The organism is Kitasatospora sp. NPDC051914, from assembly GCF_040680995.1.
In the GTDB taxonomy this organism is placed as follows: domain Bacteria; phylum Actinomycetota; class Actinomycetes; order Streptomycetales; family Streptomycetaceae; genus Kitasatospora.
The window spans coordinates 179,842-206,255 of the sequence record NZ_JBFAXX010000003.1 but is presented as its reverse complement, the minus strand read 5'-3'; the positions used below and the strand labels follow the sequence as shown (position 1 = coordinate 206,255).

The window sequence follows — 26,414 nt, the reverse complement described above, 5'->3', positions numbered from 1 at the left end:
GCCGGTGGCCGTCTTACGTTCTCAGGCGACACCCGCTACCGGGACGAAACCCCCGGAACGGGTGGAACCCGTACACCACTTCCCTGGACGCAACCCGCCTCCTGGGCGGCAGCGTCCTCCCTGCCGCGCCACGAACCAGAGCGGCGTACACGCCGGGCCGGGGCAGTTCGATGTATCGGCGTACTCGGGGGAGAACGCCCGGATGGTGACGGTGCCTGTGGGGCAGTCCAGTGCGGCGGGGCAGAAGGCGTCGTACGCCCCCAGGCAGCCGCCGGTCACCGGCCCGTTCCACACCCGCAGGACGATCTCGGCGGGCGAGGTGCCCTGCAGGCTTCGGATGTAGAGCTGGGGACCGAGGCCTGCCACGATGCAAGAGGCCACTTGGACAGGAAAAACGCAACTTCGACATGGCCCGCAGAGGCAGCTACCTTCATCTGGTCTTCGGCGATCGCCCACGGGCGCACAGGAGTTCCTTCAGGCTGAGCCACCCGCGACGGGATGAGGTGGTCACGCCCCATGAATCCTCGCCCCCATGCGGGGGCCACCGAACCGGGTCCACACCAGGCACCTCCGACCAGGGAGAGACGCATGCCCCATCTTGCGCTGTACACATTCGGCGTCCTGAAGTCACCTCTCGCCGATCCCTCACCTCTCACGAACGAGTTCTACGACAGCGGCGAGGCCGTCTACCGGAAGATCAGCCGGCACCCCGGGTACCTCGCTCGCGCTGAAGCGGCAGACGGCGACCGGGGCACACTCTTCGAGGCGGACTGGGGCGCATGGGGAGAGTTCGCCGTACCGACCTGGTACGGCAAGGGCCGTACGGCGGAAACCACCGCCCTGGCCGCGACCCTCTCACTCTGGACCGACCTGCGCCCCGCCTTCGACGCCGTCTACACCGGTCTGCACCGTGAGGCGCTGAACAGGCGTTACGACTGGTTCGAGAGGACAGGGCACCCGAGTTACGTGTTCTGGTGGGTCTCCGACGGCGTGATACCCACCTGGCAGGACGGGGTTTCCAGGCTGGAACACCTCCACGATCACGGCCCCGCGCCGCACGCCTTCACCTTCCACCACTCGTTCGCCCCGGACGGAACTCCGACCAGGATCGAAGGCATCGGGCCGAAGAGCGATCAGGTCCGCTGACAAGGAAGCCTGAACGACTGGGTCCGCTGTCGAACGCCTCGATTGAATGACGGCGGACAGATGCGTCTGCGCTGCGGCGGATCCATCAGTACCTGGGGCTTCGCCCTCTACCTCGCGAGCACCGGTGAGTACCAAGACGCCATCCTGCCCACCAGCGGCTTCGCCGCACCCCCGAAGACGCCCTCGACTGCGCCTGCGGCCGCTACTTCACCGACCACTGGGCCGTGTTGCCAAAGGAAGCTGGTGAGCCGGGTGCACCCCCAGACTTCGGCGTCGAGCAGCGTCATTCCCAGCACGGGCCACGCATCCCGCCTGCGCCTGCGGCCGCGTGGTGTCCGTCTCGCTGCGTAAACTGTTGGCTCGTATGCCCGTCTGTGATGGCTACGCGCACACTGACGGTTTCCCGTTCGACCCGAAGGACTGAGCCGTGCCCGACAGACCTGAGATTGTCTGCATCTGCGGCTCTACCCGGTTCGCGGACGAGATGAGCGCGGCGAACCGTGATCTGACCTTCGCAGGTGTCATCGTCCTCGCGCCAGGCGTCTTCCTGCGCGCCGAGGATCACGGAGCAGACGAGTTGATCACCAACGAGCAGAAGACCGCGCTGGACGCTCTTCACCTGCGCAAGATCGACCTGGCTGACCGGGTTCTGGTCGTCAACCCGGGCGGGTACATCGGCGAGTCCACGAGCAGGGAGATCGCATACGCCCACGCCACCGGCAAGCCGATCTCGTTCACCGATCCCCTCTGACCAGTAGACGCTTCGTGGTGCGCCCGGGCAGCGAGTCTCGGTCAGCCTTGGAGCGTGTTGCCGGTACTCCAACTGAGGTTCGATGTGTGTCATAGGGATGTTGCCCATCGTCGCTGGTGGTGGCATCGCTGGGCGGTGTGCTGGTGGTGTAGTGCAGGCCCACCTCGGAAAAGACCCCCGTATCGATCACGGTAGGGGGTCTTCGGCGCCCACGTTCGACACCGATCCTCTGGCTACCCGCTCTTGCCGTTGGCTAGAGGCGTGTCGCGGTGCGGACGAGGTCGGCGACGGCTTTGGATCTGCTGTGTGGCGGCCAGGCGATGACGGTCGTGACAGCCGGTGCGTCCGGCACCGGCACCGTCGCATGATCGTCGCGCAGGTGGGCCCGGAGGGACTCGGGCACGACCGCGCAGGCCCGTCCGAGCGCGATCAGCTGGAACAGCTGGGTGTGGTCGCGCACCTGCGGGCCAGGTCCGTCCGGATAGCCCCCGCCCCGTCGAGGCCAGCGCGGCAGGGGCAGGTCCGTCAGGGTGGTGACCTCGGCCATCGACATATGGGGTCGGTCGGCCAAGGGGTGCCCGGCGGGCAGGACCACGACCTGCTGTTCGGTGTGCAGGTCCTCGGTGTCGAGTCCGGCCGTCGTGTCGAAGGGCCGCTGGAGCAGAGCAACGTCGGCACGCCCGTCGCGCAGCAGCCCTTCCTGCTCGCCGGGCCCGCACAGCATCACCTCGACTGCGACCGCGCCGGGCTCGGCGGCGTAGGCGTCCAGCAGCTTCGACAACAGTTCGCTGGACGCTCCGGCTTTCGTGGCCAGCACCACACCGGGCTGTTCGGCAGCTGCGCGGCGGGTGCGGCGCTCGGCGGCTTCGACCGCGTCGAGTGCGGCCCGGGCCTCCCGCAGAAGCACCGACCCGGCCTCGGTCAAGGCGACTGCGCGAGCAGTCCGGTGCAGCAGAACCACTCCGAGCCGCCGCTCGAGCTGCTGGATCGCCCGCGACAGCGGTGGTTGCGCCATGGCGAGCCGCTGCGCCGCCCGCCCGAAGTGCAACTCCTCCGCGACGGCGACGAAGTATCGCAACTCCCGCGTCTCCACCGCGTCATCGTATCCGGCGCTCACCACGACCGATATCCGTGCGGTATCGCCGCCCACCCAGTCGGTCTTGGACGTCCCACCCGAGTCCGCACCACGCTTGACGACATGAGTGAACAGACGATCGCGCTGGTGACCGGTGCGAACAAAGGAATCGGATACGAGATCGCGGCGGGCCTGGGCGCCCTCGGCTGGCGAATCGGCGTGGGCGCGCGGGATCAACAGCGCCGCGACACCGCGGTGGAGAAGCTGCGCGCAGCCGGGACCGACGCGTTCGGCGTTCCGCTCGACGTGGCGGACGACGCAAGTGTGGCCGCCGCGGCCGAGCTGATGGCCGACCGCGTCGGAGGGCTCGACGTCCTGGTCAACAACGCCGCGATCACCGGCGGTATGCCGCAGACGCCCACCACGGTCGATCCCGCGACCGTACGAGCCGTCGTGGAAACCAACGTGATCGGGGTCATCCGCGTCACCAACGCGATGCTGCCCATGCTGCGCGGCTCGGCATCGCCGCGGATCGTGAACATGTCCAGCAGCGTCGGCTCGCTCATCCTGCAGACCACGCCCGGCATCGACATGGGCCCGATTCCCACTGCGTACTTGGCGTCCAAGACCTTCCTCAACGCCGTCACCGTCCAATACGCCAAGGAACTGAGCGACACCAACATCCTGATCAACTCCGGCTGTCCCGGCTTCACCGCCACCGACCTCAACGGCTTCCAGGGCGTCCGCACTCCCCGCCAGGGCGCGGCGATCGCGATTCACCTCGCGACCCTGCCCGACGACGGACCGACCGGCGGATTCTTCGACGACGCTGGAACAGTGCCCTGGTGACAGGCCCACCGGCCCCTGGGCGAGTATTTGGTCGTGATCAAGGGGAGGTCTCGGCGAGGTCCTTGGTCCAGATCATCGCGCCGCGAAGGTGGAGGCCGGCGAGGTGGCTCGCAGGGGTTTTGTCGTAGCGAGTGGCGATGCCTCGCCAGGCCTTCAACTTGTCGATCAGGCGCTCGACGGTGTTCCGCTCCCTGTAGAGGTCGACGTCGTGGCTGACGGGCCGGCCGCCCCGACTGCCCTTCTTCTTCCGGTTGGCGGCCTGGTCCTTCTTCTCCGGGATGACGGCCTTGATCGCGCGTTGATGCAGGTGGGCGCGGTTGCCGCGGGACGAGTGGGCCTTGTCTCCGGCGACCGCGTCGGGTCGGGTGCTGGGGCGGCCGACCGGTCCGCGGACCCGCACCTTCTCCAGCACGGGGGATGAACTGGGGGCTGTCGACGGCCTGCCCCTCGGTCAGAACGAGCACCAGCAGGCGGCACTTGCGCTCGCCGGCAACGTGGACCTTGCTGGTCCGACCGCCTCTGGAGCGCCCGAGCAGGGTGGCCTTCGGGCGGAGCTTTCGCCTGCGTCGGACACGTCTCCGCTCATCCCGCGCGGGGTCGTGTGCGGTGTCCTGCCCGCCTTGTCCCTCCGGGCCGTCCCCCTTTGCCGGGCCTTCTCCACCTCCTCGGCGGCCTTCTCCAGGTCGGCGAACGTGTCACAATGCGATCTATCGGATCGGGCGTGACCGTGAGGGTGAAACCCGCAAACTGATCACAACCGGATGCGTGCTCTAGGCGGGCTGCGGGGCGGGCGTTGCCGGAGCGGCCGCGACCTTGCGAGTCTCGTGCATTATCAGCAGGCCGTTGACCACCATCAGTGTCGCGGTCAGGCCGTGGACACCGAGGGCGGTGGCCAGGGAGCCGTGGTGGGCCAGAACGGTGGCCATGTCGCCGTACGCGGCGAGGGCCTCCACCAGCAGCACCCAGCCCAGTCGCGCCGGGTAGCGGGTTCCGGAATCAGCCGGGGAGAAGCACGCCTTCGAGCCCGTGGCGCGGATCCGCAGCGCGGTATACAGTCCCGCCACCTGATCGAGCGGGGCCTGCCCAAGGAGCGCCGCTCGCAGAGCGGTACCCACGGGGGGCGGAGTCTGCGGCTCCTGGTGGGGGCTTGGGCGACCTGACGCAGCCTCTGCTGCCGGTCGGCCGAGCAGGAGCCGACGGGTGCCCGGGCCCGGGCCCGGCGCGGTGCACGCGACGGGCCCGGGCCTTTCGCCCGACGATCATTTCCAGCGGTCGTTCCGGTTCGGCCGGCCGCGGTTCGCCCTGTCCGGCGATGCGCACCGATCGCGCGGGGAAGTCTGCGGCACGCGAGCCGTCTTGCGCCGCGCCCCGGTCGGCCTGGTGATCGCCGTCCCGCAGCGACGCGGCGACGGTGTGGGGGAGGCGGGCTCGCTCAGGCGAAGTAGTGGCCCTTGTCCAGGTCCTCGATGAGGCCCGGCTCGGAGGGGCGCCAGCCGAGCAGTTCGCGGGTCAGAGCGCTGGAGGCCGGCTGGTCGACGGCCAGGATCCGGCCGAGGAAGCCGAAGTCCTCGGCGGGGACGGAGGCGGTCGGCAGGCCGAGGTGGCGACCGATCACCTCGGCGATCTCGCGGACCGGTACGCCCTCGTCGGCGACGGCGTGCAGCACGGAGGCGGCCGGGGCCTGCTCGAGTGCGAGGCGGTACAGGCGCGCGGCGTCCCGTACGTGCACGGCGGGCCAGCGGCCGGTTCCGTCGCCGACGTAGCCGGAGATTCCCTTGTCCCGCGCGGCGGTGACCAGTTGGGCGATGAAGCCGTGGTCACCGTCGCCGTGCACGGTCCGGGGCAGCCGCACGACGGACGGGCGGACGCCGCGTGCCGCCGAGTCGAGCGCCGCCTCGGCGTTCGCGTCCCGGCCGGCCGCGGGTGAGCCCGGGGCGGAGGTGTCGTGCTCGGTCGCGACGCGTCCGGGCACCGCGGCGGTGCCGGCGGTGACGACCAGGGGCTTGCCGGTGTCCTCCAGCGCGGCGGCCAGCGTCTCGATGGCGCGGGCGTCGGCCTGCACGGAGGCCTCGAACCGGGTGAAGTCGTGGATGAACGCGAGGTGGACGACCCCGTCGCAGTCGGCAGCCCCGGCCCTCAGGGCGTCGAGGTCGTCCAGGTCGCCCCGGAGCACCTCGGCTCCGGCGGCAGCGACGGCGGTGGCCGAGGAGTCGGACCTGGCGAGCCCGAGGACCTGGTGACCTGCTCCGATGAGCTCGGGGACGACGGCCGAGCCGACCCAGCCGGACGCGCCCGTGACGAATATCCGCATGGCAGTGCCTTCCGAAAAGTGATGACAGGTTCTGTCATCACGGTACAGGTGATGACAGGCCCTGTCATCACGTAGGATCGCGGCATGGGTCGATGGGAGCCGAACGCACGCGGCCGGCTGGCACAGGCGGCACTGGAGCTCTACGCCGAGCAGGGGTACGAGCGGACCACCGTTGTGGAGATCACCGCACGGGCCGGGCTGACCGAGCGCACCTTCTACCGGCACTTCGCCGACAAGCGTGAAGTGCTGTTCTTCGGTACGGAGATGGTGAAGGACCTGCTGGCGCGAACCGTCGCCGGCGTGCCGGCCGACGCATCGGCGATGGACACGGTGAGTGCCGCTCTCGAGGCCCTGGGTGCCGAGTTCCAGGAGAACGCCGAACGCGTCAGACTGCGGGACGCCGTCGTGTCGGCGCACGCGGAACTCCGGGAACGCGAACTGATCAAGCTCGCGGGGCTTGCCGGGACGATGGCCGACGCGCTGCGCGACCGCGGTACTCCCGAACCGGCCGCGACCCTGGCGGCCGAGACGGGGATCGCCGTGTTCAAGGTCGCTTTCGCGCGCTGGATCAGCGAGCCGGGCCGACCGGACCTGCCGGGCATCCTCCGGGCCTCGATCGCGGAACTGAGGAACGTACTCGCGGAACGCGCACCCGCCTGAACGGACTCCAGGCCCTCGCCGCCCGCGCCACCGCTACGGCCGCTCGGGCCGGGCAGGCCGGCGGCACGCGTACCGGGGATGCAACGGAGACGGCAGTCGTCGCGGTGCCCGGCGGCCGGCACGTCCGGGAGATCGTGGCGGGAGACGGCACCTCACCCTGCGGGGCTGCTTCGGGACGCTGCCGAGAGGGCGTCGCGCATGTAGGTGAGGGCGGTGCGGTCGTCGATCCGGACGGCGGCGGGGGCTGCGTCCGCCAGGTCGGGGACGAGGGTGCGGGCGGCCAGGGCGCCGAACTCGTTGGCTGCGGCGAGGTACGCGCGGATGTGGGCGGCTTCGGCGGTCCGGCCGGTGGCCGCCATCATGGTGACGAACTCGATGCCGGCGACGCTTGCGGCGACCACGTTGTCGGTCTCGATCAGCTGGTCGACGTAGGAGCGGAGCAGCCGGAAGGCCCGGCCCCGGTCGCCCCGCCGGAACGCGGAGCGTGCCCGGGTGAGTTCGTCGGCCGAGAGCGTGCCCGCGGGGACGTCGACGAGGGCCGCTTCGTCGAAGTACCGGTCGGCGTCGTCGCGTCGGCCCTGGAACGAGGCGCTGTAGCCGAGGGTCTGCAGTGCCCAGTGCAGGAGGGTCGGCGGGCCGCCGGTGCGGTACCGGTCGGCCAGGTCCGCGACCGAGACGTCGACCTGCTCGAACCGTCCGATGCCCAACAGGGGCCCTGCCGATGTCAGTTCCAGGAACGACGCGAGGTGGTCGTCGCTCCGGCGGCGCAGGTCGGCGACCGCTTCCGGCAGGACCCGCCGCAGTGCCTCGCCGTCGCCGGACGCGTACGCGAGCGCGTAGCGGGCCAGGGGATGTTCCGGAACGGCGTACCGCTCCGCAACCCGGTGGTACGCCGCCGGGTTGGCGTTCTGGGTGTGGCGCTCGGCGGCCCAGACGAGCCAGAAGGCGCGCAGGTCCCGGTCGTCGGGTGCGGTTGCGGCCAGGATGCGTTCGGCCCAGGCGCCGATCTCCTGGCGGCCCCGCAGGGGGAGTTCGGTGACGACCGGCCGGGCGAGCGCGTCGGCCAGGTGCGGGTCGGCGGCCGCGCACGCCCAGGCCACGGCCGACCGCAGATGCGCCCAGAGCTCGCCGAGGCGGGCGACCCCCTCGCTCTCGTCCGGCCCGGTGAGCAGACGGTGGACACGGGCGACCTCGACCAGGCACCAGCGTGCCTGCCGTTCGGCGATCGCATCCGTCTGCCCGTGCTCACGCAACTGCTCCGCGGCGAACTGGCGTACGGGCTCCAGCAGCCGGAAACGCCGCCCCGTGGGGCCGAAGGCGACGGCGACCGTCGAGCGCTCGACCAGGGAACCCAGCAGGTCGTCGGCCTCCTCCCCGTCGGCGGAGCGTCCCGCCGCGACGGCCCGGGCCGCGCCCAGCTCGAACGGTGCCGCGAAAACCGACAGTTGGGCGAACAGCGCCTGCTCGGCCGGCGTGAGCAGGTCGTACGACCACCGGACGGCCGCCCGCAGCGTGCGGTGCCGGGCGGCGCCCGTCCTGCGCGCGCCGGCCATCCGCAGGGCGTCGTCGAGCCGGGCCGCGAGGTCGACCGGCCGGTGGCTCGCCATCCGTGCGGCGGCCAGTTCGACGGCCAGCGGGATGCCGTCGAGCCGCCGGCAGATCTCTTCGACGTGACAGCCGTGCTCACGCGGGTCGTAGTCGGGGTCCGCGGCGAGCGCGCGGGTGTGGAACAGCTCGACTGCGGCGGCCGGGGCCAACGGCCCCACCGGCAGTACCTGTTCGCCGGGGACGGCCAGCCGCTCGCGTGCGGTGGCCAGGACGCGCACCTCCGGGCAGCCCTCCGCGACGGCCCGCGCCAACGCGGCGGCGCCGTCCAGGACGTGCTCGCAGTTGTCGAGGACCAGCAGGGCCCGGCGTGTGCGAAGGCCCGCGACCAATGACTGCGTGAGGGTCTGCCCCGGACGCTGCGCCACCCGCAGTCCGTCGGCCAGCACGTCGGCGACCGCACGGGGTACGTCGGCAGGCGATGTGATCTCCGCCAGCTCGACCAGCCACCCGTCCCGGCCGTGCTCGGATGCGGTCGTGCGTGCGGCGGCCAGGGCGAGGCGGGTCTTGCCGATCCCGCCGGGCCCGACCAGGGTCACCACGGGGGAGTGCCCGAGCGCCTCGGTCACCTCGCGCAGCTCGTCCGTGCGACCGACGAGCCGGTCGGGGGGAACGGGCAGGCCGCCGACGAGTGGGGAGACAAGAGGTCGGCCGAGGTCGTCCACTGCGCCGGTGTCACGGGTGTCCGTCGCCTCCGCCGTGGCGGCGGTCGCGCTCGGGTGGTGCAGCCGCTCGTCCTGGGCCAGGATGTGCGCTTCGAGCTCGCGCAGTGCCGGCCCGGGCTCGACGCCGAGCTCGGTGACGAGACGCTCGCGGGCCCGCCGGAAGGCGGCGAGGGCGTCGGCCTGCCGTCCCGTCCGGTACAGGGCGGTCATCAGCAGGGCACAGAGGCCCTCGCGGAGCGGATGGCGTTCCGCCAGCTCCGCCAGCGGACCGACGGCCCCGCGCGGGTCGGCCTCGACCCGGTGTTCGAGGTCGGCCTCGACGGCTCCCAGCCACTGCTCGGTCAGGCCGGCCGCGGCCGCCGCGAGGCCGGGTGCGTCCAGGCCGGCCAGCGGCGTACCGCCCCACTCTGCGAGGGCCCCGGCGGGATCGCCGTCCCGGAGGCGGCGTTGAAAGCGCGTCACATCGACCGCGTCCGGCGGGACGTCCAGGCGGTACGCGGCGCCGACCCGGGCGATCGTGCCGGCGCCGAGGGCCTTGCGCAGCTGTGCGACGTGCCACTGCAGGGTCTTGTCCGCCGTCCGCGGCGGTGCATCGCCCCAGACGAGTTCGACCAGGCGGGAGACCGGGAGCGGTGTGCCGGGCGCCAGCGCCAGCGCCGCGAGCACCGTCTGCGACTTCGCCGGACCCACGACGAGCGGCCGGCCGTCGTCGGTGGCGGCGCGGACACCCCCGAGCAGACCGATCCGCACCACGGTGCCGCCTCCCAGGCTTCGACCACCGCCGAGCGTGCCACAGGCCCCGACCAGGGACAAGCCTTCCCCCGGCTGCCCGCACACCCGGACCCCACCGGCCGCACACCGGCGTCGCCGACGATCGGTGCAGCGGCCACCACGGCCGCGACGACAGGGACGACAAGGACGGGGCGGACGCATGCACAGGCGGACAACCGCGCGGGTCACAGGCATTCTCTTCCTCACCGCAACGGCGGCGGGCGCCCTCGGAGCGGGCCTCCTCGGAAGCCTCGACACCCTGGACTCGGCCCGGGCCGTTGCCGACCGGTCGCCCACCCTCGCCGCGGGCGCCCTCCTGATCCTGCTCATGGCAGTGGCGATCGCGATGATCCCGCCGACGCTCCACCCGGTCCTCAAGGAGCACGGCGAGGCGCAGGCGCTCGGCTACGTCGTCGCCAGGACGATCGAGGTCGTCCTCGTCCTCCCGGCCGCCGTCGGCCCCCTGGCGCTCGTCGCGGCGAGCAGCAGGGAGCCGGGCGCCGTCGACCCCGTCCTGGCGCTGACCCGGACGTACGACCTGTGGGGGCCGACCTGCAGCTCGGTCTTCTTCTGCCTGAGCGTCGTCCTGCTCAACCACCGGCTCCACCGGTCACGGCTCGTCCCGCGCTGGATCGCCGTCTGGGCCCTCGCCGCGGTGCTGCCGTATCTGGCCGACGCACTCCTGGCCGCACTCGGCCCCTCCGCGCTGCCACCGGCGGTCCGCGCCGTCCTGGTCGTCCCGCTGGCACTGAACGAGATGGCGCTGGCCCTCCGGCTGTTGGTCAGGGGCTTCACGGCACCTGCACCGGAGCAGTCCGCTCGTGCCGCCGCCGCCGTACCGGACGGACGGCCGGTCGATGCCGCTTCCTGAGCACCATCAGCGCCCGCCGGCCTGTCGGCCCGGTGAGCTGCCATCTCACCCGGCGGTGGGCTCGCACCGCCGGACGGCGTCGTGGGCGGCCAGTGCGGCGCGCAGGGTGAGCTGGTCGGCGCCGCGGGCCACGTCCAGGCCGGTGAACTCGGTGGCCTTGCGCAGGCGGTAGTCCACCGTGTTGGGGTGCACCTGGAGCCGTGCGGCGGCCCGGCGCCGGTCGAGGCCACTGGAGAGGAAGGTGCGCAGCGTGTCGAGCAGTTCCGGGCGTCCGGCGAGCGGGTCGAGCAGTGCGGCGAGCCCGTCCCTGGCCGGGCTCGGGCGGCTCAGCTGGTACTCCAGCAGCACATCGCCCAGCAGGTAGAGTCCGGGCCCCCGGCCGGACGCCTCCGCCACCTCCCGGACCTCGCCGACCAGCCGGGCGGCGTCCGCGACGCCGTCCGGTGCGGCGGCGGCCGCAGCCACCAGCAGGTCGGCGCCGCACACCAGCGCCAGCTGTTCGACCAGCCGGGAGAGCCGGTCCCGGTCCGTGCGGGAGAAGTCCGCGGCCGGCGTCTCGTACGGGATCAGCACCAGCCCGCCGTCGCCGGACAGCACGGACAGCGGGACGCCCGGCGTCTGGCGCTGCAACTCGTTGCGCAGCCGCCTGAGTTTGCGGCGGGCCGCGACGGAGTGGTTCACGCCGGGCCGCAGTTCGTCCGGGTGCGGTCCCACGGTGATGCCCAGGACCAGGTAGCAGGGCGGCAGCCGGATGCCGGCGCGGTCGGCGGCGGACTGCGGGTCGCCGCCCTCCAGCAGCAGGGAGAGCAGCGCCTGCCGGGCGACCTGTTCGTCGCCGAGTGCCGCCTGCCGTTCCTGGACGTATCCGGCCGCGACGGCGCAGCTCACCAGCCGGAGGTAGCCGAGCAGTCGGCGCTGGACGAGCAGCACGTCCGGCAGGTCACCGGGTTCGGCGGCCGCCAGGACCTGGGCCGCGCACTCCTCCGCACCGAAGTGGTAGGCGCCGACCACGGCCTCCAGCGGCACGCCCTCGTCCGCCCGCCGGGCCGAGGATTCGCTGATCCTCGCCAGTTCGGCCTCGCCCGGCAGTTCGCCGATCCGCAGGACCTCGATGAAGGCCCGGATGCCGCGGTCCACCTCCTTGGTGACCTCACCGCGGAGCTGTTCGGACGGGAGCGCGCCGTAGGCGGGCAGCTGCTCGACGAGCCGGGCCATCACCGCAGGCGCCAGGTCGGCCGCGGCGGCCCGGAGCCGCTTGTGGACCGGGATGCCGCCGAACTGCGGTGTCGGGCCGTGCCCCGCTGCGTTGGACGCGGTCACAATCCACCTCGCGAATCTCTGTGGTGCGTCCCGGGTGCACGGCGCCGTACCGCCGCCATGATGGTTTCCGGGAAGTTACCTACCAGTTGGTAACACGTCCACCGGTGGATCACCAGACATGTGCGGACCCCGACCGCACTCGTCCACCGGACCCCCACACCCCACAGACCGGAGGACTCCCTTGCCCGCGCGAAAGGCCGCTGTGGCCCCCACCCGACCGCGCCGCCTCCCTGCCGCAGCCGCCACCGGCTGAACCTCCGCCGCGGTCACGCGTCCCGGCCGGCGCCTTCCCGCCGCCGGACCGCCACCGCACCTTCCACCGGCCGGACGGCCGACCACACGTCAGAACACGTACCACTGCAGCCTGTCGGCGACCTCCGTCCCCGGCAGGCCCAGCCATGCCGTTCCACGAACTGGGGGAGTCATGCACAGAAACACCGCCCGGCTGCTGGCCGCCGCCGTCGTCACCGCGATGGCCCTCACCGCCGCTCCGGCGGCCACGGCCGCCGCGGCCACGCCGGCGGCCGCCACGGCGAGCGACCCGTTCTACACCTACGGAGGCAGCGAGCCGCTGTCCTCGTTCGCGCCGGGTGCCGTGCTGAAGACGCGGACGCTGCAGTACCACGTCGTCGGACTGCCCACTCCGGTGAAGGCGATCCAGCTGCTCTACCGCACCGTCGACGCCCAGGGCCGTCCGGCCGCCAACGTGACCACGGTGGTGCGCAGCCTGACGGGCGACGGCAGCAAGGCGGTGTCCTACCAGTCGTTCTACGACTCCCTCGACCCGCAGGACGGCCCGTCCCGGGCGATCGCGGGCAACCTCAGCCTGGGCGGCGTCATCGCGAACGTCGAGGCCGTCTTCCTGGTGCCGCTGCTGCTGCAGGGCTACAACGTCGTCATCCCGGACACCGAGGGGCAGAACGCCGACTTCGCGGCCGGGCCGGAGTACGCGGCCAACACGCTGGACTCGATCCGGGCCGCGACCCGGTCCGCCGAGACCGGCATGAACGCCGACACGAGGTTCGGTCTGATGGGCTACTCCGGCGGCTCCATCGCCACCAACTGGGCGGCCGCACTCGCGCCGGGCTACGCGCCCGAGGTCAACCGGAAGCTGGTCGGCTTCGCCGAGGGCGGGCTGCTCGTGGACCCGGCCCACAACCTCGAGTACGTCGACGGCTCCCTGGTGTGGAGTGGTGTCATCCCCATGGCGCTCATCGGGGTCTCCCGCTCCTACGACATCGACCTCAAGCCCTACCTGAGCGACTACGGCCTGAAGGTGCACCAGGAGCTGCAGCGGGGGTCGATCGTCGACGCACTGGGCCACTACCCCGGGCTGACCTGGAAGAAGATGGCGAAGCCGCAGTACGCCGACCCGAACTCGGTGCCGGCCTTCCTCGAGGCGGTCAACAGGATCAACCTCGGCTCGGCGCCCACCCCGACCGTCCCGGGGTACATCGCCCAGGGCAACGGCGGCGTCCTGGAGGGCACCTTCGGCAACCCGCCGGGCGTCGGCACCGGCGACGGGGTCATGGTGGCCGGGGACGTGCGGGCGCTCGCCCGGCAGTACTGCGCCACCGGCAACGGCTCGATCGCGTACCAGCAGTACGACCTGCTCAGCCACGTGGGCGCGGCCGTGGCCTGGGCACCGTCGGCGATGAGCTGGCTCGCCGACCGGTTCGCGGGCCGGACCGCCCCGTCCGACTGCGGCCGCATCCCCGCGGGCAACTCGCTGGCCCCGGAGGAGCCGGCGCCGACGTCCTGACGCCCTGCCCGCCCCGAGGCCCCGTCGCACCCGGATCCGCGTGCGACGGGGCAACCGGACGGCTGCCGCATCCCGGTCGAGCCGCCCGAAGGGCGGACGGTCGGACGAGGCCGTTGTCCCTGGCGTAGAGGGCGGCCTGGGTGCGGTCGCGCAGACCGAGCCGGCTCAGGACGCGGGAGATGTGGTTCTTGACGGTGCCTTCGCTGAGGTAGAGGTGGGAGGCGATCTCCTTGTTGGTGGCACCGGCCGAGACGAGGCGGAGGACTTCCGTCTCCCGGGGCGTGAGCAGCTCGGGGGCCGGGCCTCTCCTCGTGGCGGGTCAGTCGAACAGGTCGGGGTCGGACGCGGTGATCCGGTCCCACAGCGGGCGCGCCTGGAACCAGCCCGCCAGGTGGCTGCCCACCTGCTCGCGGGTGATCAGCGCGGTCTCCCGGTCGATCAGCCGGGGCGTGCCCGCGGCCATCGCGAGCAGCTGGGTCTGACAGGACCGCTCCATCGTGACGAACCACCAGACCGCCTCGGCGACGGAGTGGCCCACCGTCAGCAGGCCGTGGTTCTGCAGGATGACGGCCTTGTGGGGCCCGAGGGCCGCGCCGATCCGGCGGCCCTCCTCCACGTCGTTGACCACACTCCGGTAGTCGCTGTAGAGGCCGTGGTCCTCGAAGAACGCGCAGGCGTCCTGGGTGATCGGGTCCAGCAGGATGCCCAGGCTGGAGAACGCCTTGCCGTGCAGGGAGTGCGCGTGCGCGGCGGCGACGGCGTCCGGACGGGCGGCGTGCACCTGCGAGTGGATCACGAACGCGGCGCGGTTCACCGGCCGGGAGCCCTGCAGCAGGTGGCCCTCGTGGTCGACCAGGACGAGGTCCGAGGCCCTGTCCAACTTCAGCAGCAAGGAAGAGCTCTTCCTCGCCCTCTTCGACGCCCACAGCGACGCCATCCTCACCCGGCTCCGCGAACGGATCGACAGCCTGGGCCAGGACGGGCTCACCCTCGACGACCTCGCCGAACTGGTCTCCCGGATCGACCCCTCCGAACGCGACTGGTACCTGGTCACCACCGAGTTCACCCTGCACGCCATCCGCGCCCCCCAGGCCGCCTGGCTCCTCGCCCGCCACGACGCCCGGCTGCGCGCCGAACTCACCGGCGCCGTCACCGCCTTCCTCGCCGCCGCCGGACGCGAACTGACCGTGGACGCCGAGCAGGTGAGCCGCCTGCTGATCGCCCTCCGGGAGGGCGGCCTGGCCCAGAGCTACGTCGAACCCGACCGGCTCCCGCCCGGACGGCTCGAGCGCGACTTCGTCGGCCCCCTCCTCACCGCCCTCAGCCGCCCCACCACCGGCTGACCGCGGAGGCCCGCCCGGCGGAGTCCGGTCAGACCTTCCGTGCGGTCACCAGGGCGAAGGAGAGGTACTCCCCGGCATCCGTGGTGAGCATGTCGATGACCCCTCGGTTCGCCTCCCGGCTTTCCGGCCGGTGCTCGGCCCCGGCGCGGGACCACAGCAGCCAGTCCTGCCAGGCGTCGTCCTGCAGCCGTGCGGACGTGACCTCGACCAGTTCGGTGATCTCCCACTGGAAGCGCCACCACTCCGCCGTGTGCCAGGCGATCGCCTCCCAGCCGACCACGGCCTTGATGTGCGGAGGGATCGCGCCCAGCTCGCGGACCTCCCGGGTCAGGGCGGGCGTCGCCATGCCCAGTTGTCCGTCGGGTCGGAGGAAGCGCAGCAGGTAGGGCAGGTAGCCGTCCGCCGTACCGAAGTACTCGAACGCGTCCACGCTCACCACCGCGTCGAAGCTCCCGTCCTCGAAGGGCAGGGCGTGCGCCTCCGCGCGAACGGCCGTCACCCGGTCGCCGACACCCGCCTCGTCGAACACGGCCTGCGCCTCCTCCGGGGAGATCCACCAGTCCGCCGCGACGACCTGAACCCCGTACTCCCGGGCGAGGAAGACGGATGTGGCGCCCTTGCCGGAGCCGAGGTCGAGGATCCGCATCCCGGGGCGCAGGTCGAGGTCCCGGGCCAGGTCCTCCAGCAGCCACAGCGGGTTCGGCCCCATGTCCAGGTCCAACAACCAGGCGGGGTCGTAGCGGGACGAGCGCGGGTAGCGGTCCGGACGTACGAGATCATCCATGGCGGTCACGGTACGCAGCCAAGTCGATCGTGGAACGGGGAGCAACCGATTTCGAGAACGCGGAGACTCGTCCGGGCCGTCCGAGTGTCGCGGGCAGGGGGTCGGCGCAGCGGCGATTAGGTTCGTGGTTGTGACCGGCAACGACGTCGTCCTGGCGCTGGTGGTCGCCACCGCCCTGGGCTTCGACTTCACCAATGGGTTCCACGACACCGGCAACGCCATGGCGACCTCGATCGTCACCGGGGCCCTCCGGCCGCGCGTCGCGGTCGCGGTGTCGGCGTTGCTGAACCTGGTCGGCGCGTTCCTGTCGACCGCGGTCGCCGCGACCATCGCCAGCGGCTTGGTCGACAACGCCGACGTGACGCTGACCGTGGTCATGGCGGGCCTGTCCGGCAGCATCCTGTGGAATCTGGCCACCTGGTTCTTCGGGATCCCGTCCAGTTCCTCGCACGCCCTGATCGGCGGCGTGGTCGGGGCCACCATCGCGGCGGCCGGAGCCGACGCCGTCAAGTGGCAGGGCCTGGTCGCCAAGGTGATCGTGCCCGCCGCGCTGTCGCCGTTCATCGCCGGGACGGTCGCCGCACTCGGCACCTATCTCGTCTACCGCCTCACCCGTGACGTGGCCGAGAGACCGCGCCAGCACGGCTTCAGACTGGGCCAGGTCGGCTCGGCCTGCATGGTGTCGCTCGCCCACGGCACCAACGACGCGCAGAAGACCATGGGCGTCATCACCCTGGCGCTGATCGCCAACGGCACCCTGGACAGCGGAGCGAGTGCCCCGACCTGGGTGATCTCCTCCTGCGCCGTGGCGATCGCCCTGGGCACCTACATCGGCGGCTGGCGGGTCATCCGGGCCCTGGGCAAGGGGCTGGTGGAGATCGAGGCACCGCAGGGGATGGCCGCCGAATCGGCCTCCGCCGCGGTCATCCTCTCCTCCACGGACTTCGGCTACTCGCTCTCCACCACCCATGTGGCCACCGGGTCGATCCTCGGCGCGGGCGTGGGCAAGAAGGGAGCGGTGGTGCGCTGGCACATCGCCCACCGGATGGTGGCGGCCTGGCTGCTCACGCTCCCGGCCTCGGCGATCGTCGGCGCGCTGGCCTACTGGGTCGCGAACGGGATCGGGGGCACCGCCGGAGTGGTGGTGATCGCCGTCGCGCTGGTGCTGGCCTCCATCGCCTTCTATGCGGCGTCCCGCCGCCCGGCCGTCACCCCGGAGAACGTCAACGCCGCGTGGACGGGCTCGATCGTCCCGCGTCCGTCCCGGAGGAGGTGACGGGCCCCGTGAACTCCTGGATCAATCTGGAAGCCCTGTGGAAGATCATCGTGGTGGGGCTGCTCGCCGGAGCCGGCCTGCCCGCCCTGTTCGCGATCGGCGTGCGGGCCCTCAACCCGCCGGCCCGCGCGGGCGGTGCCACCGCCGGGCACTCCTCCGCGGGCCCGCTCGGCCGCACCGTCGCCGCCGTCTGCTTCGCGGTGGTCCTCGCCGCGATCGGCTGGGGCATCTACGTCATCGTCAACCACGGCTGACCGCACCGCCGACCGCCGGGAGCGGCCCCGCCCCGGGTCAGCAGCGGCGTCGGGCCAGGGCCAGGACTGCGGCCGTGCCGAGCATGGCACCACCGACCGCGGCGAGCACCGGACCGCCGTACCGGGCGGTCTGGAGGGCGAGTTCGCGGGCGGAGCTCTCCGAGTGCCGGCCGACCGCTGCTCCGGCCGTCCCGGTGAGGGCCGAGGCCTGCTCCTTCATCCGCGATCCGCTCGCGCGCAGGGTGTGGCCGGCACTGTCGATCCGTTCCTCGAGGGCGTGCCGGGTATGGTCGGCCGTTCGGCCCGCCCGTTCCCTGGCATGGCCGGCGGCACGGCCCGCCCGCTCCTTGACCTGCTCGGCGGCGTCGCGCACCCGTGCGCCGACGTCGGCCTTCGCCGCGAGTTCCTCGACGGTGTCGGCGAGCCGGTCGCGGGTGTCGGCGATCTGCGAGGCGAGGTCCGCCGTGGTGGGGCCGGCCCCGTCGGTGCGGTTCTTCCCGGTCATCGGTGCACACGCTCCTTGATCATGTCGATGTCGGTCCTGGTGGTCGCGACGGCCTGCTCGGGTACGGGCGATCCCGCCTTCCCCAGCTGCCGGCGGCCGGCCAGCGCGAGCACGGCCGCGATCAGCATCAGGGCGCCGCCCGCGACCAGGGCCGCGGCCCACAGCGGTATCACCATGGCCAGCGCGGCGATCGAGGCCGCGACGAAGGCCTGCAGACCGATGACCGCGAGCAGCCCGGCGCCGCCGAGGAGCCCGCCGCCCTTGCCGGTCCGCCGGCCCTTCTCGGTGAACTCCGCCTTGGCGAGCTGGACCTCCTGCCGCACCAGCTGCGACGCCAGGCCGGTCACTTCGTGCACCAGCTCGTTCACCGTCCTGGTGCTTCCGGCCTTCGGGCCGCGACCGATGTGCGGGCCGCTGCCGTCGACCGTGCCGTGCGGCCGCTGCGCCGGTGCGGGCCGTCCGGTGTTCACGCTCGTGTTCACGTTGCCGTTCCCTCCGTCCGCGTTCGGGCACCCCCTCCTGGCGGGTGACCGCACATCCGCCCGGCAAACCCCGTTCCGCCGACCGGTCGGCAACCACCGGCTCCTGTTTGAAGCGGTCGATCCGGGTATGAGCGGCCTAATTGCTCGCAGAGGAGGGACACGCGTATGCCCCCCGAAGCCCGGGACACCGGACGCCGGCCGCAACGGCCGACCCGCAGCGGTGATTCTGCGCGCAGCGGTGATTCCGCGCGCGGGGCCGACAGCGACCGGGCTGCCCGTGCAACATCCTCGGACCGTCGGCCGGTGTCGGCCGCCCGCGCGATGCGGACGGCGGCGGCGCAGCTGGCGGAGCTCCTCGGCCGGACGCCGGAGTCGGTCTCCGGGATCCGGCGCACCGACGAGGGCTGGCAGGCCGAAGTGGAGGTGGTGGAACTCGAACGCATTCCGGAGACGAGCAGCGTGATGGCGAGCTACCAGGTGCTGCTCGACACCGAGGGGGAGCTGATCGGGTACGAGAGGACGCGCCGCTACACGCGGGCCGAGGTCGACCGGCGCCGTACCTAGCACCGGGTGCAGCAGATGCACCGGACGGGGTCGGCGCAGGCGGGGCGGAGCCGCCGCGACGTGCGGCGCGCCTGTGGAAAGGAGTTGCCATGACCGTGGTGCCGCAGAGCGGTGGAACCAGTGCCGTGGCAGGAGGTGCGAGCACCGGCACGCTGTACGACGTCGTCGAGCTGATCCTGGATCGTGGACTGGTCATCGACGTGTTCGTCCGGGTGTCGCTGGTCGGAATCGAGATTCTGAAGATCGACGCCCGCGTGGTGGTGGCCAGCGTCGACACCTACCTGCGATTCGCCGAGGCCTGCAACCGGCTGGATCTGGAGTCGGGGCGCAAGGCCCCCACCAAGCTCCCGGAGCTGGTCGGCGAGATGACCGAAGGCGGATCCCGTGGCAAGAGCAAGGGGGCGATCACCGGGGCGGTCGAAGCGGTGACGGACAGCATCCGCGAACACCTCGAGGACCGCGACGAGCCCGAGCCCGAGTCGCGGGAGAGGCGGCGCCCCGCCCGGCGGTCCACCCGGTCGAAGGACGAGTGAGAGCCGTGGCCGTCTACGTGTACGCCATCACCGCCGACACCCACCCGGCGCAGCTGCAGGAGATGACCGGTGTCGGTTCTCCTCCCGAGGAACTGCGCGTTCTCGCCGAATCGGGCCTCAAGGCCGTCGTCAGCGAAGCACCGGAAGGGCTCCGGGCACGTCGACGCGACCTGATGGCCCATCAAGCCGTGCTGGAACAGCTGATGGACGAGGGGGCCGTCCTCCCGCTGCGTTTCGGCGCCGTCGCCTCCGACGAGCAGGAGGTCCTCGGCGTCCTCCGGGAACAGGTCGACTCCTACCGGGAGCGGCTGGCCGCGCTCGACGGCTGCGCCGAGTACCTCGTCAAGGCCGCCTGCGAGGAGGAGGCCCTGCTGCGGCAGATCCTGCGGGATTCCGCCGAGGCCCGACGCCTCAACGAGGAATCGAAACGGAGCAGCGACCCCGCGCCGAAGATCCGGCTGGGCGAACTGCTGGCCGGTGAGATCGAGGCCCGCAACCGGTCCGCCGCGGCCGCGGCCATCGAGGCGCTGCGCCCCCTGGCGCGCGAGGTCCACGAGAACGAGCCCGCCGGGGACGACTTCGTCAGCGGCTCGTTCCTGGTCGAGAAGACCCGCCAGGACGACTTCCGCAGTGCGGCGTCGGAGCTGGCCCGGCGCTGGGGCGAGGACTACACCTTCCGGGTGCACGGACCGCTCCCGCCCTACAGCTTCGTCTGAGAGGGGTGCGCCATGGGTCTCATCACCGGACTGCTGACCCTGCCGCTGGCCCCCGTCCGCGGGGTGGTGTGGGTGGCGGAACGGGTCGCGGAGGCCGCCGAGCAGAAGTTCTACGACCCGGCGCCGGTCGAGGAAGCACTCAAGGCCCTGGAACGGGACCTCGTCGCCGGACGCATCGACGAAGCGACCTTCGAACAGCACGAGGAGGAACTGCTGGACCGGCTCGACGAGATCCGCCGCTACTGGGCGTCGCGAGGCCGCTGAGCCGAGGGCACCCGCCCGAAGGCTCCTTTGATCCGGGGGTTTTCCCGCCGCGTCAGCGGTTACGCGCCCTCCATGGGCGGCCGCCCCGGACACGGGCTGCGCCGCCCCCGACGGACCGGTGGGACAGGAGGAGTCGGCCGATGAAGGTCTCCGACCAGATACTGCAGCGCCTCAGGGAGTGGGATGTCGAACACGTCTTCGCCTACCCGGGCGACGGCATCAACGGGCTGCTCGCCGCCTGGGGGAGGGCGGAGGACAGGCCGCGGTTCGTCCAGGCCCGCCACGAGGAGATGGCCGCCTTCCAGGCCGTCGGCTACGCCAAGTTCTCCGGGCGGACCGGCGTCTGCGCGGCGACGTCCGGCCCCGGCGCCATCCACCTGCTGAACGGCCTGTACGACGCCAAGCTCGACCACGTCCCGGTGGTCGCGATCGTGGGCCAGACCGACCGCAGCGCCATGGGCGGCTCCTACCAGCAGGAGGTCGACCTGCTCAGCCTCTACAAGGACGTGGCCTCGGAGTTCTGCGAGATGGTCACCGTCCCCGAGCAGCTGCCGAACGTCCTGGACCGGGCCGTGCGGGTGGCCGCGACCCGACGCACCGTCACCGCCGTGATCGTCCCCGCCGACGTGCAGGAGCTGGAGTACGAGCCGCCGGCCCACGCCTTCAAGCAGGTCCCCTCCAGCCTCGGGGTCGGCCGCTACGCCCCGATCCCCGCCGAGGAGGACCTCGCCCGGGCGGCGGAGATCCTCAACTCCGGCGAGAAGGTCGCCGTGCTGGTCGGGCAGGGCGCCCGGCACGCCCGGCCCCAGGTCGAGGCGGTCGCAGACCTGCTCGGCGCCGGAGTGGCGAAGGCACTGCTGGGCAAGGACGTCCTGCCGGACACCCTGGCCTACGTCACGGGCTCGATCGGCCTGCTGGGCACCCGCCCCTCGTACGAGCTGATGCGGGACTGCGACACCCTCCTGGTGGTGGGCTCCAGCTTCCCGTACACGCAGTTCCTGCCCGAGTTCGACCAGGCCCGGGCCGTCCAGATCGACCTGGACCCGTCCATGGTGGGGCTGCGCTACCCCTTCGAGGCCAACCTCGTCGGCGACGCCGCCGAGACGCTGCGCCGCCTGGCCCCGCTGCTGGAGCGCAAGGAGGACCGCACCTGGCGCAAGACGGTCGAGGAGAACACGGCCCGCTGGTGGGAGGTCATGGAGCGCCGCGCCGAGGTGGCCGCGGACCCGCTCAACCCGGAACACGTGGTGCACGCCCTGGACGCCCTGCTGCCCGAGGACGCGATCATCGCCGCCGACTCCGGCTCCGCCGCGAACTGGTACGCCCGGCACCTGCGGATGCGCGGCACCATGCGCGGCTCCCTCTCGGGCACCCTGGCCACCATGGGCCCGGGCGTGCCGTACGCGATCGGCGCGAAGTTCGCCCACCCCGACCGGCCGGCCATCGCGATCGTCGGCGACGGCGCCATGCAGATGAACGGCCTCGCCGAGCTGATCACCGCGGCCAAGTACTACCAGGAGTGGTCCGACCCGCGGCTGGTCGTGGCCGTCCTCAACAACCACGACCTCAACCAGGTCACCTGGGAGATGCGCGCGATGGAGGGCGTCCCGCAGTTCGAGGCCTCGCAGAGCCTGCCCGACCTGCGGTACGCCGACATCGCCGTCCTGATGGGCCTGCACGGCGTGCGGGTGGAGAAGCCGGAGGACGTGGAACCGGTCTGGCGTCAGGCACTCGCCGCCGACCGGCCGTTCGTCATCGACTTCCGCACCGACCCGGCCGTGCCGCCGATCCCGCCGCACGCCGACTGGGACCAGGTCAAGGCCGCCGCCTCCGCCGTGTTGCACGGCGACAGCGACCGCGCATCGGTGGTGCGCCAGGGCGTGAAGGCCAAGATCCAGGAATTCCTGCCCGGCCGGGGGAAGAGGTGAGGGCGGTGCAACGTCCCCGTACGGGCCCCGCGGAGGCCGCCGGGCGGCTGCTCGTCGATGTGCGGCACGGGCGGTTCGAGCGGTCGCTGTCGCTGCTGACGGCCGCCGGCGCGCTGGTCGCCGCGGCGGAGATCTACCTGGAACACGACCGGGCCGGCTTCGGGAACCGGATGATGTGGTGGCCCGTCGTCCTCGGCCCGCTCGGGGCCGCCGCCGGCGTCGCCGGGTTCAGCAGCGAACGCGCCGCCCGGACGGTGCTGCCGGTGGTGTCCGCGGCCGTCGTCGCCAACGGACTGCAGGGCACCTGGCTGCACGTCCGCGGGATCGCCCGCAAACCGGGCGGCTGGTCGATGGCCCGCTTCAACATCGAGACCGGACCGCCGCTGTTCGCCCCGCTGCTGGTCACCATGGTCGGCGGCATGGGCCTGCTCGCCGCCGTGCTGCGCCGGGAGAGGTGAGCCGTGCGGCGACTCCCGACCGGGCGGCGCGTCCCCTCCGGGGAGACCGGCGCCCGCTTCCCGAACTTCGACGCCCTCGACCAGGTCGACGCCTGGGACCCGGCCACCGCCGCCACCGTCGTCGGCCGCCTCGCCCGCCAACCCGACCTGCGGTTCTTCACCCCGGCCGAGGAGGCCACCGCCGGCGCCCTGCTCGACCGGCTCCTCGCCCAGGACGGCCCGCCCGGCGAGCCGAAGGTCCCCGTGCTGCAGATGGTCGACGCCCGCCTCGCCGAGGCGCAGACCGACGGCTGGCGCTACCACGACATGCCCGAGGACGGCGACGCCTGGCGCGCCACCCTCGCCGCCCTGGACCGGGACGCGGCCGACGAGTACGAGGCCGACTCCTTCGCCGACCTCACCTGCGACCGGCAGAAGCGCCTCGTCCGGGCCGTACAGGACCTGCACGGCAAACCCTGGCACGGCCTGCCCGCCGCACACGTGTGGAGCCTGTGGACGCGCTACGCCTGCACCGCCTTCTACGCCCGCCCGTACGCCTGGAACGAGATCGGCTTCCCCGGGCCCGCCTACCCCCGTGGCTACGCCCGGCTCGGCATCGGCCTGCGCGAACCCTTCGAGGAGGCGGACGCCGACCCCACCGCAGACCCCGCCGACCGGAAGGGAACCGGATGAGCGGCCCCGTACGCAGCCGGCTCCGCGAGGCCGCCGGCACACTGTGCCTCACCGCGTCCCCGCAGCGCGCGATCCGCGAGCGCAACGCCTCCGCCTGGCTGCTGCCCGAGGACGGTGCGCGCTTCGACCACCGGCTGGTGGAGGGCATGCGGCGCTTCGACGACACCGACGAGGTCGACCTGGTGGTGGTCGGCTGCGGCGCGGGCGGCGCCACCCTCACCCAGCGGATGGCGCACGCCGGCTGGTCCGTGGTCTGCCTGGAGGCCGGGCCGTTCTGGGACCCGGACACGCACTGGGTCAGCGACGAGGCCGGCTCCCACCACCTGTACTGGACCGAACCGCGGGTGATCTCCGGCACCGACCCCGTCCCCATGGGCTCCAACAACTCCGGGCGCGGCGTCGGCGGCTCCACCGTGCACTTCGCGGGCTTCGTCCCCCGCTTCCACCCCTCCGACTTCAGCACCTTCACCGACGACGGCGTCGGCGCCGACTGGCCGATCCGGTACGAGGACCTGCGGCCGTCGTACGAGCGGATCGAGCAGGAGCTCCCGGTGGCCGGCCAGTACTGGCCGTGGGGCGACCCGCACCCCTACCCGTACGCCCCGCACCCGGTCGGCGGCAACGGCGAGATCCTGCTGCGCGGCGCCGCCGCCCTCGGGATACGGGCCCGGGTGGGGCCCGTCGCCATCACCAACGGCCGCTTCGGCAACCGCCCGCACTGCATCTACCGCGGCTTCTGCCTGCAGGGCTGCAAGGTCAACGCCAAGGCCTCCACCCTGATCACGCACGTCCCCGACGCGCTCGCGCACGGCGCCGAGATCCGCACCCAGGCCATGGCCGTCGCCGTCGAGACCGACGCCGAAGGCCGCCGCGCCATCGGCGTGCGCTACCTGCGCAACGGCCGCGAACACCTGCAGCGCGCCCGCACCGTGGCGGTCGCCGGCTACTCCGTCGAGACGCCCCGGCTGCTGCTGAACTCCGCCAACCGCCGCTTCCCCGACGGCCTGTGCAACGACCACGACCAGGTGGGCCGCTACCTCATGGTCCAGGGCGCACCGCAGACCGCCGGCCGCTTCGAGGAGGAGATCCGCGCCTACAAGGCTCCCCCGCCCGAGGTCACCAGCGAGGACTTCTACGAGACCGACCCGACCAACGGCTTCAAGCGCGGCTACGCGATCCAGACCGTCTCGCCGCTGCCGATCACCTGGGCCGAACACGTCGCCGCCCAGGGCCACTGGGGACACGACCTGCGCCGCTACATGCAGGACTACATCCACTGGGCCACCCTCGGCGCCCTCTGCGAACTCCTCCCGCAGCCCGGCAACCGCGTCACCCTCTCCGACGAGAAGGACCGCCACGGCCTGCCGGTCGCCGACTTCTCCTACAGCCAGTGCGACAACGACCGCGCCGTCATCAGGGCCGCCCGCGCCACCATGGAGCGGATTCTGCGCGCCGCCGGTGCCACCGAGGTCATCACCATCGAGCGATACGCCCACCTCGTCGGCGGCTGCCGCATGGCGGCCGGCCCCGAACAGGGCGTCGTCGACGCCGATCTGCGCACCTTCGCCGTCCCCAACCTGCTGATCACCGACGGCAGCGTGCTCCCCACCCAGGGCTCGGCCAACCCGGCGCTGACCATCATGGCCGTGGTCGACCGCGCCGCCCGGCGCCTCGCCGACGGGGCCCGCAGCGGCCTGCGCAGCCCGTACGAGCGGAGCCTGCCATGACCGGAACGGACGCCCGCGTCGACGGCATCGACGTCCGGACCTTCACCGTGCCCACCGACGGCCCCGAGGCCGACGGCACCCTCGCCTGGGACAGCACCACCATGGTCCTGGTGCAGGCACGCTCCGGGGACACCACCGGGCTCGGCTGGACGTACGGCGCCCCGGCCACGGCGCAGGTGGTCACCGGGATGCTCGCCGGGACGGTCACCGGCCTGCCCGCCCTCGACGTCCCCGCCGCCAACGAGGCCATGGCCCGAGCCGTCCGCAACGCCGGCCGCCCCGGCCTGGTCGCGGGCGCGCTCTCCGCCGTGGACATCGCCCTGTGGGACCTCAAGGCGCGCCTGCTCGGCCTCCCGCTGGTACGCCTGCTCGGCACCGCCCGCAGCGAGGTGCCGGTCTACGGCAGCGGCGGCTTCACCACCTGGACGGACCGCCGCCTCGCCGACAGCCTCACCGACTGGGCGGAACAGGAGATCCCCCGCTTCAAGATCAAAATTGGCGAGGGGCGGGGCAGCGAGGAGCAGCGCGACCTGCGGCGCACCGAACACGCCCGCACCGTGATCGGCGACGACGCCGAGCTCTACGTCGACGCCAACGGCGCCTACACCCGTAAACAGGCCGTCCGCATCGGCCGGACCCTGGCCGGCCTCGGCGTGAGCTGGTTCGAGGAACCCGTCTCCTCCGACGACCTCTCCGGGCTCGCCCTCGTCCGCGACGCCGTCACCGCCGACGTCGCCGCCGGCGAGTACGGCTACGACCTGCCCTACTTCGCCCGCATGGCCCCCGTGGTGGACTGCCTGCAGGCCGACGCCACCCGCTGCGGCGGCATCACCGTGTGGCTGCGCGCCGCAGCCCTCGCCGAGGCCCACGGACTCCGGCTCTCCGGACACTGCGCCCCGCACGTCCACGCCCACGCGGCCGCGGCGATCCCCAACCTGCGCCACCTCGAGTGGTTCCACGACCACGTCCGCATCGAGGACCTGCTCTTCCACGGCACCCTCGACCCCCACGGCGGCAGCATCCGCCCCGGCAGCAGCGGCGCACCCGGCCTCGGCCTGTCCCTCGACCCGCAGGAGGCCGAACGCTTCCGCACCGCCTGACCCGCGCCGGCCCCGCACCGCA

At 72.4% G+C, this 26,414-nt stretch carries 25 protein-coding genes and 4 pseudogenes; 18 read left to right on the top strand and 11 right to left on the bottom strand.

Annotated elements, in window-relative coordinates:
* Positions 1 to 588: 588 nt before the first annotated feature.
* Both AB0M03_RS04215 and AB0M03_RS04210 read left to right on the top strand, forming a co-directional pair.
* Entirely contained in the window at positions 589 to 1,146 is a 558-nt protein-coding gene (locus AB0M03_RS04215) for a DUF3291 domain-containing protein (protein ID WP_363488189.1), read from the top strand.
* 427 nt (positions 1,147 to 1,573) lie between these two features.
* On the top strand, positions 1,574 to 1,897 hold the full coding sequence (locus tag AB0M03_RS04210; protein WP_363488187.1) for a hypothetical protein: 324 nt from the start codon (positions 1,574 to 1,576) through the stop codon (positions 1,895 to 1,897).
* A gap of 253 nt (positions 1,898 to 2,150) precedes the next feature.
* Here AB0M03_RS04210 and AB0M03_RS04205 read toward each other — a convergent pair whose 3' ends face one another.
* The gene (locus tag AB0M03_RS04205; RefSeq protein ID WP_363488185.1) at positions 2,151 to 2,990 is read right to left on the bottom strand and encodes a LysR family transcriptional regulator; all 840 of its coding nucleotides are present in this window, start codon (positions 2,988 to 2,990) and stop codon (positions 2,151 to 2,153) included.
* 105 nt (positions 2,991 to 3,095) lie between these two features.
* On the opposite strand from AB0M03_RS04205, the gene AB0M03_RS04200 reads away from it, so the two are divergent.
* Positions 3,096 to 3,821 carry an SDR family NAD(P)-dependent oxidoreductase gene (locus tag AB0M03_RS04200; RefSeq protein WP_363488183.1) on the top strand — a complete coding sequence of 242 codons (726 nt, stop codon included), beginning with the start codon at positions 3,096 to 3,098 and terminating at the stop codon, positions 3,819 to 3,821.
* A 37-nt stretch (positions 3,822 to 3,858) separates the two neighbouring features.
* Here AB0M03_RS04200 and AB0M03_RS04195 read toward each other — a convergent pair.
* The 3 genes and pseudogenes from AB0M03_RS04195 to AB0M03_RS04185 all read right to left on the bottom strand — a co-directional run.
* Positions 3,859 to 4,503, bottom strand: a pseudogene (locus AB0M03_RS04195) (IS5 family transposase); the annotation flags it as partial.
* Positions 4,504 to 4,591: 88 nt separating this feature from the next.
* Positions 4,592 to 4,792, bottom strand: a pseudogene (locus AB0M03_RS04190) (DUF4267 domain-containing protein); the annotation flags it as partial.
* A gap of 461 nt (positions 4,793 to 5,253) precedes the next feature.
* A complete protein-coding gene (locus AB0M03_RS04185) occupies positions 5,254 to 6,132 on the bottom strand; it encodes an SDR family oxidoreductase (protein ID WP_363488181.1) in 879 nt (292 codons plus the stop codon).
* Positions 6,133 to 6,216: 84 nt separating this feature from the next.
* On the opposite strand from AB0M03_RS04185, the gene AB0M03_RS04180 reads away from it, so the two are divergent.
* The gene (locus tag AB0M03_RS04180) at positions 6,217 to 6,792 is read left to right on the top strand and encodes a helix-turn-helix domain-containing protein (RefSeq protein WP_363488179.1); all 576 of its coding nucleotides are present in this window, start codon (positions 6,217 to 6,219) and stop codon (positions 6,790 to 6,792) included.
* Between the two features lie 152 nt (positions 6,793 to 6,944).
* Here AB0M03_RS04180 and AB0M03_RS04175 read toward each other — a convergent pair whose 3' ends face one another.
* Positions 6,945 to 9,815: a BTAD domain-containing putative transcriptional regulator gene (locus AB0M03_RS04175; RefSeq protein ID WP_363488177.1), complete on the bottom strand. Its 2,871-nt coding sequence runs from the start codon at positions 9,813 to 9,815 to the stop codon at positions 6,945 to 6,947.
* A 178-nt stretch (positions 9,816 to 9,993) separates the two neighbouring features.
* Here AB0M03_RS04175 and AB0M03_RS04170 point away from each other — a divergent pair, with 178 nt between their 5' ends.
* Complete coding sequence (locus tag AB0M03_RS04170; protein WP_363488175.1) at positions 9,994 to 10,704, top strand: DUF4386 domain-containing protein; 711 nt, start codon at positions 9,994 to 9,996, stop codon at positions 10,702 to 10,704.
* 45 nt (positions 10,705 to 10,749) lie between these two features.
* Here the strand turns inward: AB0M03_RS04170 and AB0M03_RS04165 are convergent, their stop codons facing one another.
* Complete coding sequence (locus tag AB0M03_RS04165) at positions 10,750 to 12,024, bottom strand: helix-turn-helix domain-containing protein (protein WP_363488173.1); 1,275 nt, start codon at positions 12,022 to 12,024, stop codon at positions 10,750 to 10,752.
* 424 nt (positions 12,025 to 12,448) lie between these two features.
* On the opposite strand from AB0M03_RS04165, the gene AB0M03_RS04160 reads away from it, so the two are divergent.
* On the top strand, positions 12,449 to 13,786 hold the full coding sequence (locus AB0M03_RS04160) for a lipase family protein (RefSeq protein WP_363488171.1): 1,338 nt from the start codon (positions 12,449 to 12,451) through the stop codon (positions 13,784 to 13,786).
* Positions 13,787 to 13,919: 133 nt separating this feature from the next.
* On the opposite strand, the pseudogene AB0M03_RS04155 reads toward AB0M03_RS04160, so the two are convergent.
* Positions 13,920 to 14,075: pseudogene (locus tag AB0M03_RS04155) on the bottom strand (LuxR C-terminal-related transcriptional regulator); the annotation flags it as partial.
* A gap of 30 nt (positions 14,076 to 14,105) precedes the next feature.
* Positions 14,106 to 14,660 (bottom strand): annotated as a pseudogene (locus AB0M03_RS04150) (class II aldolase/adducin family protein); the annotation flags it as partial.
* Here AB0M03_RS04150 and AB0M03_RS04145 point away from each other — a divergent pair.
* Complete coding sequence (locus AB0M03_RS04145) at positions 14,578 to 15,129, top strand: TetR family transcriptional regulator C-terminal domain-containing protein (protein WP_363488201.1); 552 nt, start codon at positions 14,578 to 14,580, stop codon at positions 15,127 to 15,129. The pseudogene AB0M03_RS04150 and the gene AB0M03_RS04145 overlap by 83 nt on opposite strands.
* Before the next feature lie 28 nt (positions 15,130 to 15,157).
* On the opposite strand, the gene AB0M03_RS04140 is transcribed toward AB0M03_RS04145, so the two are convergent.
* On the bottom strand, positions 15,158 to 15,913 hold the full coding sequence (locus tag AB0M03_RS04140) for a methyltransferase domain-containing protein (protein WP_363488169.1): 756 nt from the start codon (positions 15,911 to 15,913) through the stop codon (positions 15,158 to 15,160).
* A gap of 130 nt (positions 15,914 to 16,043) precedes the next feature.
* Between AB0M03_RS04140 and AB0M03_RS04135 the strand changes: the two genes are divergently transcribed.
* Both AB0M03_RS04135 and AB0M03_RS04130 read left to right on the top strand, forming a co-directional pair.
* Positions 16,044 to 17,189 (top strand): inorganic phosphate transporter, encoded by a 1,146-nt coding sequence (locus tag AB0M03_RS04135; RefSeq protein WP_363488167.1) that lies wholly within the window; start codon positions 16,044 to 16,046, stop codon positions 17,187 to 17,189.
* Between the two features lie 8 nt (positions 17,190 to 17,197).
* Positions 17,198 to 17,443 carry a hypothetical protein gene (locus AB0M03_RS04130; protein ID WP_363488165.1) on the top strand — a complete coding sequence of 82 codons (246 nt, stop codon included), beginning with the start codon at positions 17,198 to 17,200 and terminating at the stop codon, positions 17,441 to 17,443.
* Positions 17,444 to 17,480: 37 nt separating this feature from the next.
* Here AB0M03_RS04130 and AB0M03_RS04125 read toward each other — a convergent pair whose 3' ends face one another.
* Positions 17,481 to 17,948 (bottom strand): DUF3618 domain-containing protein, encoded by a 468-nt coding sequence (locus AB0M03_RS04125; RefSeq protein ID WP_363488163.1) that lies wholly within the window; start codon positions 17,946 to 17,948, stop codon positions 17,481 to 17,483.
* Complete coding sequence (locus AB0M03_RS04120; RefSeq protein WP_363488161.1) at positions 17,945 to 18,430, bottom strand: phage holin family protein; 486 nt, start codon at positions 18,428 to 18,430, stop codon at positions 17,945 to 17,947. The genes AB0M03_RS04125 and AB0M03_RS04120 overlap by 4 nt, the downstream gene beginning before the upstream one ends.
* Positions 18,431 to 18,595: 165 nt before the next feature.
* Here AB0M03_RS04120 and AB0M03_RS04115 point away from each other — a divergent pair, with 165 nt between their 5' ends.
* The 9 genes from AB0M03_RS04115 (at position 18,596) to AB0M03_RS04075 (ending at position 26,392) form a co-directional block, all read left to right on the top strand.
* A complete protein-coding gene (locus tag AB0M03_RS04115; RefSeq protein WP_363488159.1) occupies positions 18,596 to 18,994 on the top strand; it encodes a gas vesicle protein in 399 nt (132 codons plus the stop codon).
* An 89-nt stretch (positions 18,995 to 19,083) separates the two neighbouring features.
* Positions 19,084 to 19,527 (top strand): gas vesicle structural protein GvpA, encoded by a 444-nt coding sequence (locus AB0M03_RS04110; RefSeq protein WP_363488157.1) that lies wholly within the window; start codon positions 19,084 to 19,086, stop codon positions 19,525 to 19,527.
* Between the two features lie 5 nt (positions 19,528 to 19,532).
* Positions 19,533 to 20,243: a GvpL/GvpF family gas vesicle protein gene (locus tag AB0M03_RS04105; protein ID WP_363488155.1), complete on the top strand. Its 711-nt coding sequence runs from the start codon at positions 19,533 to 19,535 to the stop codon at positions 20,241 to 20,243.
* Positions 20,244 to 20,255: 12 nt separating this feature from the next.
* The gene (locus AB0M03_RS04100; protein ID WP_363488153.1) at positions 20,256 to 20,507 is read left to right on the top strand and encodes a gas vesicle protein GvpG; all 252 of its coding nucleotides are present in this window, start codon (positions 20,256 to 20,258) and stop codon (positions 20,505 to 20,507) included.
* Positions 20,508 to 20,647: 140 nt separating this feature from the next.
* Positions 20,648 to 22,435 carry a thiamine pyrophosphate-requiring protein gene (locus AB0M03_RS04095; protein ID WP_363488151.1) on the top strand — a complete coding sequence of 596 codons (1,788 nt, stop codon included), beginning with the start codon at positions 20,648 to 20,650 and terminating at the stop codon, positions 22,433 to 22,435.
* 5 nt (positions 22,436 to 22,440) lie between these two features.
* Positions 22,441 to 22,893 (top strand): hypothetical protein, encoded by a 453-nt coding sequence (locus tag AB0M03_RS04090; RefSeq protein ID WP_363488149.1) that lies wholly within the window; start codon positions 22,441 to 22,443, stop codon positions 22,891 to 22,893.
* Positions 22,894 to 22,896: 3 nt separating this feature from the next.
* Positions 22,897 to 23,565 (top strand): gluconate 2-dehydrogenase subunit 3 family protein, encoded by a 669-nt coding sequence (locus tag AB0M03_RS04085; protein ID WP_363488147.1) that lies wholly within the window; start codon positions 22,897 to 22,899, stop codon positions 23,563 to 23,565.
* Complete coding sequence (locus AB0M03_RS04080) at positions 23,562 to 25,292, top strand: GMC family oxidoreductase (RefSeq protein WP_363488145.1); 1,731 nt, start codon at positions 23,562 to 23,564, stop codon at positions 25,290 to 25,292. Before AB0M03_RS04085 ends, AB0M03_RS04080 begins: the two co-directional genes overlap by 4 nt.
* A complete protein-coding gene (locus tag AB0M03_RS04075) occupies positions 25,289 to 26,392 on the top strand; it encodes an enolase C-terminal domain-like protein (protein ID WP_363488143.1) in 1,104 nt (367 codons plus the stop codon). The genes AB0M03_RS04080 and AB0M03_RS04075 overlap by 4 nt, the downstream gene beginning before the upstream one ends.
* The last annotated feature ends 22 nt before the right edge of the window (positions 26,393 to 26,414 follow it).